Genomic DNA, 7107 nt, shown 5'->3' on the forward strand with positions numbered 1-7107 from the left:
CGAGTGCCCAGGATTGCTTTGCTCACGCATCACCCGAGGGGGGCTGCCCCTCGTCCTTGAGCCGGATCCCGCGCCGTGCCGTCCGCTTCTGTGCCCCCTTGCGAGGGGCCGCAGGCGGCGTTGCATGTTCCGGCGCTCGCGCAGACTCGGTCGACGGCGCAGTGGGCGCGGCGGTGTCGGTGTCAGGCTCGGGCTCGGGCTCGGGCTCGGGCTCGGGCCGGGGCGCGGCCGAGGCGCCCCGCGCCGTCGGTGCTGACGGCGTGCCAGGACGACGGCGCTGACGCCCTTCCTGACGACGCGCGATCATCCCCTTGAGCGCCTCGAACAGCAGCACGAAGATCGCGCGCACCGCATAGAACACCATTACCAGGATCTCGCCGACCTGGGCGACGATCCGGCGCAGCCGTGCCGAGCCTGACGCGGCATCGGGACGCGAGCGCGCCGCGGCCTCGGCGGCCTCTTCGCGCGCGGCGAGACAGGGCACCCGCACCCCGGGCGGTGCGTTCGCCGCCGCGACCTCGCACATGGCATCGCTGGCGGCGACACAGCCGAGCGGGATCACGATCAGGGTGAGCAGGGTCGAGACCACCACCCCCGAGAGCAGCGAGATCGCCATGCCCTGGAAGATCGGGTCGGTGATGATCACGCTGGAGCCGGCGACCAGCGCCAGTGCGGTGATCAGGATCGGACGTGTGCGGATCTTGCAGGCGCGGATCATCGCCTCGGCCACCGGCACGCCCTTCTGGATCTCGTGCAGGGCGAAGTCGACCAGCAGGATGGAATTGCGCACGATGATCCCGGCCAGGGCGATCCAGCCGATCATCGAGGTGGCGGTGAACTCGCCGCCCATCCCCAGGGCGAACACCAGCGCGTGGGTGGGGATGATGCCAAGCAGGGTCAGCGGGATCGGCGCCATGATCACCAATGGGATACGGAAGTTGCCGAACTCCCACACCACCAAGATATAGATCAGCACCAGGGCAACGGCGAAGGCCGCACCCATGTCGCGGAAGGTCTCGAAGGTGACCGTCCACTCCCCGGCCCACTGCCAGGCCATCCGCCCGTCGCCAGACGGCGCACCGAGCCAGTAGAAGGCATCACCATGGCCGTCGCCGCCGGCCGGCCGGGAACCGTCAGGGGCGACATAGTCCTGCTCGGCCATCAGGTCCTGGACCTGGAACATGGCATAGACCGGCGCGGCCAGCCGGCCGCCGACATCGGCGACGACGTATTCGACCGGGCGCAGGTCCTTGTGATAGATCAGATCGTCCTCGGCGGTCAGCACGAAGCGCCCGAGTTCACTCAGCGGCACCGTGAAGCCCTGACTGGAGCGGATCGGCAGATCGCCCAGGCGCTCGATCTCGGAGCGCTCGGCCAGCGGCACCTGGATGACGATCCGGGTCGGCTCGTGCCCGCTCTGGCGCCCGGCCTGCTGCTTGATGTCGCCGATGGTGGTACCACCGAGGGCCATCTCGAGGTTGCGGTTGATGGTATCGACCGAGATGCCACGCCGCACCGCCTTCTCGGTGTCGACCTCGAAGCGCCAGTAGTCGAAATCGTCACGCAGATAGTTGTCGACGTCGCGCGCACTCGGCGCCTGTTCGAAGAAGGCGGTGACGTCACGCGCGAACTCGCGGCGCGATTCGGCGGTCGGCCCGTAGATCTCGGCAACCACCGACTGCAGCACCGGCGGTCCCGGCGGCATCTCCACCACCGCGACCCGCGCCCCGGCCTGGTGCGCCATCTCGGTGATCAGCTCGCGCGCGGCGACCGCGATCTGGTGGCTACTGCGATCACGCTCGTACTTGTCGGTGAGCTGCACCTGCAGCTCGCCCTGCCAGGGTTCGTCGCGCAGGTAGTAGTGGCGCACCATACCGTTGAAGTCGAACGGGCGCGCGGTACCGGCATAGAGCTGGATCGCGGTCACCTCGGGCAGGGTACGCAGCTGCTCGGCGAGCCGGTGGGCGAGGTTCGCCGTCACCGGCAGCGCCGTGCCCTCGGGCATGTCGATCACCACCGAGAACTCGGGCTTGTTGTCGAGCGGCATCATCTTCACCGCCACCCACTGGAAGTAGAAGAAGGAGCAGGTGAAGAGGAAGGCCGCCCACAGCGACAGCCGGAACAGACGACGCTTGGCGCGACTCTCCATCAGCGGCGTGAGCACGCGGCGGAAGAAGCGCTCGAGCCGCTCGGCGTCGCGATGCTCACGCCGCTCGGCGGCATCCAGATACGCCATCGACGGACGCAGCCACTTGGAGATGGCCAGATAGGGGGTGAAGACGAAAGCGGCGAACAACGAGACGAACATCGCCACCGAACCGAGCACCGGGATCGGCGCCATGTAGGGCCCCATCATGCCGCTGACGAAGCCCATCGGCAGCAGCGCCGCGATCACCGTGAAGGTGGCGAGGATGGTCGGGTTGCCGACCTCGCGCACCGCGTCGACCGCCGTGGCCTCGTCGGTGCGCCCCTCGGCCAGCCAGCGCCGATAGATGTTCTCGACCACCACGATCGCGTCATCGACGAGGATGCCGATGGAGAAGATCAGCGCGAACAGGCTCACCCGATCGATGGTGAACTCGCCCACCCAGGCGATGAACACCGTCATGAACAACACCACCGGGATCACCAGCATCACCACCAGCGCCGGACGCACCGCGCGGAAGGCCACCAGCACCAGCACCACCACGAACAGGGTGGCCTTGATCAACTTCCAGATCAGCTCCGAGACCTTCTGGTTGGCCGACTCGCCGTAGTTGCGGGTGACGCTGACCTCGACGTTGTCGGGGATACGCGAGCCGCGCAGCTCCTCGACCCGCTCGAGGATGGCATCGGCCACGGTCACCCCGTTGGTCAGCTCCTTCTTGGCGATGGCGAGGGTGACGGCGGGACGACCGTCGGCCTGGGTCTCGATCTCGGCGGCCGGCCCCGTGTAATAGGTGACGAGCTGGTTGGCGTCCTCGGGACCGAGCCGGATCTCGGCCACGTCGTGCATGTAGACCGGGATGTCGTTGTAGGTGCCGACCACCAGGCGACTGATGTCCTCGACCCCGGTGAGGAAGGCACCAGTGGTGACGGTGAAGTGCGCGCCGCGCGACTCGACGTCGCCGGCAACGGTCTCGGCGTTGGCGCTCCTGAGCGTCTGCGCCACCTGATCGAGACTGATGCGGTAGCCCGAGAGCCGTTCGGGCGAGACATCGATGGTGACCTGTTCACGCCGGCCACCGACGATGAAGGCGTTGCCGGTGTCCTCGACCTGCTTGAGCGCCTGCAGCAGGTCCTGGGCGAGCAGGCGCAACTGACCATCATCGACATCCGGGGCGCCGTCGCCGTCGAGGTCCTTGGACCACAGCGTCAGGGTGACGATGGGCACGTCGTCGATGCCCTTGCTCTTGACCAGGGGCGGCAACACCCCTGGCGGGATCAGGTCCATGTTGGAGGCGAGCTTGTCGTTGACCTTGACCAGCGAGGCACCCATCGCCTCACCGACGTCGAACTCGACGGTCACCAGCCCCTCGCCGCGGCGCGAGACCGAATAGACGTGCTTGACCCCGGGGATCTCGCTGATCAGTCGCTCCAACGGCTGGGTGGCGAGGTTGGCCACCTGCTGCGCCGAGGCGCCCGGATACTGCACCATGATGTCGATCATGGGCACCGAGATCTGCGGGTCCTCCTGGCGCGGGGTCATCATCAACCCGAGCAGGCCCATCATCAGCATCGCCGCGTAGAACAGCGGCGAGAGCGGTGAACGGATGAAGAAACGGGCGGTCCGCCCGGCGATGCCGAGGTGCGCGTCGTCGGCGAGACGCGCGTCTTGATCCGAGGTCATGGGGGTTACGTCTTGGCTCATGTCGAATCCAGCTTGTACGCGCCAGCGCGGCGTGGCGGCGATCGTCGGACACCCGAGACGGGCGTCGGCTCCCTGCGGCGCAACGACGGGTCAGGCGTCACACCAGGTCGCGGGCCAGGCGCTGGCCGCGACTACTTGCTTGCTCAGCGCTCGGCGCCCTCGCCCCTCGACCAGCCAGCGCTGACCCCGGGGGCGGGGTTGGCGAGCACCCGCTCACCCGGGCGCAGCCCACTGAGCACGGTGACGAAGCCGCCCTCGAGCGCCTCACCGACACGGATCAGACGCAGCTTGGGCGCGCCCTCGGCGTCGAGCACATAGACCCCGGGCAGGCTGCCGTTGTAACGCACCGCCGAACGCGGGATGACCGGGTTGGCGCGGGCCGGGGCATTGAGATCGGGCACCCGCACCTTGGCATACATCCCCGGTTCGGAGACGCCTTGCGGGAGGTCGAACTTGACCTTGATGGTATGGCGCTGGGGGTCGGCCATGGGGAAGATCTGCGCCACCCGCACCGGCACACGCCGATCGGAGGGATCGATCTCGGCCTGCAGCATCATCCCCTCGCGCAGCCCCGTGCGCAGTCGCGCCGGGACGTCAACCTCGACCTGGAGGTACTCGATGTCGGCATAGTTGAGCAGCGGCTGACCCGGCTGCACGGTATCGCCGACCTCGACGAACTTCTTCACGATCACCCCGTCGAACGGGGCGATGCCGCGGGCATCGCGGATCTTGGCATCGAGCGCCTGCAGCTCGGCCTGCAGGCGCAGCATCAGGTTCTGCGCCTCCTGGATCTGCACCCCAGAGGCGAACAGATCGGCCGAGCGCTCGGCGCCGCGATCACGCTCGCCGATGAACGACTCGACCGGGCGGGTGAACATCTGATCGAACAGATTGGGGAGCCCCATGCCGCCGGGCACCGAGCGCGACTGCGGCGAGAAGATCTCGCGGGTGTACTGCACCCCAGCGTTGCGCAGCTGGGCGTCGGCGCTGGCCATCTGCGCGAGCAGCGCGCGGCGCTTGGCCAACAACTCGGCGTCGCCGATGGCCACCAGCAGGTCGGCATCGTCGAAGGCATCGCCCTCGCGCCCGGCGATGAAGGTCACTCGCCCGGGAAGTTGGGCGGCGAGCATCACCTCCTTGTAGGGGACCACGGTCCCACCAATGGAGACCGTCGGCGTGCCCTGCGCCTGCTGGACGACGAAGGTCTCGTCCGGACCACCCGGCCCGGGCGCCGCCGACGCGACACCCGCCAGGGCGAGGGCGAACAGCCACACGGCTGCGGCCTTTCTCATCTGTATTGCCATCGGATCGCACACCAAACGCTGTGTGTTGAGTCGGATGCCCGAAGGGCGCGATTGCGGTTCGGAGCGGAACTCGGACACCGTCGGGAGGGAGGGTCTTTGAGCCCGGCGCGCGTCCGTCTTCATATGCATGGACCAGGCACTCTTCGGCCGGGTACTGCGAGACATGCCAGGTGCCGCATCCCTGTGCTCCGGACGGCGCAGTTGCCCAGTATGCCTGGGTCGCCGCGCCACATTCAACCCGCTCGGCGGCCGCGACACGGGTGCGCGGCAGCGCCCGAGGCGCCGACTATCGCTGCCGTCGAGGTTCGTTGTAACATCGCGGGCCATCGCGCGCCGGGAACCGCAGGTGGCCTCGATCGGCTTGGCGTCCGTGACGGACGCCAAGCCGATGCACGCCCGCAAGCGACGAGCGCACGGACCATCGCAGAGAGGAACCCAATCCATGCCGTCTACCGCTGACGCTGTGCAGCAGCGCCTGAAGGAACTGGAGTCCCACCTCGAGCAGGAGAACCCGGTCCTGCTCAGTGCCGTGCAGAGCTTTCGGGCGATCGACGAGGTCGCCTATGCCACTGGCATCCTCCAGGCCAATCAGACCTTCTCCAGCCAGATCCCCTGGTGGCCACTGATCTCGGTGCTCGGGACCTTTTCGGCGGGCAAGTCGACCTTCATCAACCACTATCTCGGCGAGAAGCTGCAGCGTACCGGCAACCAGGCCGTCGACGACCGTTTCACCGTCGTCGTCTATAGCGCCGACCCGATCAGCCACTCCTTGCCCGGGGTTTCGCTCGACTCCGACCCACGCTTCCCCTTCTATCAGATGTCGCGTGACATCGCCCATGTCGACGACACCCAGGACGACGGCGACAGCAGCCGGATCGACACCTACCTGCAGCTCAAGACCTGCCACAGCGATCGACTGCGCGGCAAGATCCTGATCGACTCCCCGGGCTTCGACGCCGACGCCCAGCGCACCACCATCCTGCGCCTGACCGATCACATGATCGACCTCTCCGACCTGGTGCTGGTGATGTTCGATGCCCGTCACCCCGAACCCGGGGCGATGCGCGACACCCTCAGGCACCTGGTGCGCGACACCATTAACCGCCCCGATTCGGGCAAGTTCCTCTACATCCTCAACCAAATGGACTCGGCCGCCGGCGAGGACAATCCGGAGGATGTAGTCGCCGCCTGGCTGCGCGCGCTCGGCGAGGCCGGGCTCACCGCCGGGCGGTTCTACACCATCTACAGCCCGGATGCGGCTACCAGCATCCCCGACGAGCACCGCCGGGCGCGCTTCGAGAAGAAGCGCGACGAGGATCTCGCCGAGATCTATCTGCGCATGGAGCGCGTCGAGATCGAGCGCGCCTATCGCATCGTCGCCGCACTACGCAAGACCGCCACCGATTTCTCCGAGGGCTCGATGGCGCTGTTGCAGCAGGCCAAGCGGCGCTGGCGCCGCCGCACCCTGATCACCGAGACCATCCTCGTGGTGCTGCTCGGCAGTGCCTTCATGGCCTGGAGCCTGCAGGCCGGGCACTGGCACGGACTGGTCTACGACCCGCAATGGCTCGACCTCTTCACCACCGTTTCCTGGGGGCTGTGGGGGCTCGAAGGGGTGCTGGCGGTCTTGTTGATCGGCGGCCACTTCACCATCCGTCGACTGGCGGCGCTGAGCGTGATGCCGTGGCTGCGCAAACAGGTCGACAAGCACAACCCGCCGGGCGATGTGATCGGCGCCTTCCAGCGCAATACCCGCTTCTGGCGCAGCGTACTCTCGGGCACGCCGAGCGGTTGGGGCCGCAAGAGCCGCAATACCCTCGACGAGGTGCTGCAGAACTGCGAGAACTACATCCAGACCCTCAACGAACGCTTCACCAACCCTCGCGGACTACCCGACAAACCCCGCCGGGCACAGTCCGCGACGGAGACCGACTCGGCCTCGGCCTGATCCGC

At 67.6% G+C, this 7107-nt stretch carries 3 protein-coding genes; 1 reads left to right on the plus strand and 2 read right to left on the minus strand.

Annotated elements, in window-relative coordinates; genetic code table 11:
* Positions 1-22: 22 nt before the first annotated feature.
* Complete coding sequence (locus HF203_RS15590) at positions 23-3850, minus strand: efflux RND transporter permease subunit (RefSeq protein ID WP_168671014.1); 3828 nt, start codon at positions 3848-3850, stop codon at positions 23-25.
* Positions 3851-3993: 143 nt separating this feature from the next.
* Entirely contained in the window at positions 3994-5142 is a 1149-nt protein-coding gene (locus tag HF203_RS15595; protein WP_246221813.1) for an efflux RND transporter periplasmic adaptor subunit, read from the minus strand.
* Between the two features lie 454 nt (positions 5143-5596).
* On the opposite strand from HF203_RS15595, the gene HF203_RS15600 reads away from it, so the two are divergent.
* Positions 5597-7102, plus strand: coding sequence for a dynamin family protein (locus HF203_RS15600; protein WP_168671016.1), 1506 nt, complete (start codon positions 5597-5599; stop codon positions 7100-7102).
* The last annotated feature ends 5 nt before the right edge of the window (positions 7103-7107 follow it).

The organism is Marichromatium bheemlicum (assembly GCF_012276755.1).
Classification (GTDB): domain Bacteria; phylum Pseudomonadota; class Gammaproteobacteria; order Chromatiales; family Chromatiaceae; genus Marichromatium; species Marichromatium bheemlicum.

What these genes read in the sequence shown, in the direction of transcription:
- HF203_RS15590 (WP_168671014.1), bottom strand. Translation starts at nt 3,850, where the DNA reads ATGAGCCAAGACGTAACCCCCATGACCTCGGATCAAGACGCGCGTCTC.
- HF203_RS15595 (WP_246221813.1), bottom strand. Translation starts at nt 5,142, where the DNA reads ATGAGAAAGGCCGCAGCCGTGTGGCTGTTCGCCCTCGCCCTGGCGGGT.
- HF203_RS15600 (WP_168671016.1), top strand. Translation starts at nt 5,597, where the DNA reads ATGCCGTCTACCGCTGACGCTGTGCAGCAGCGCCTGAAGGAACTGGAG.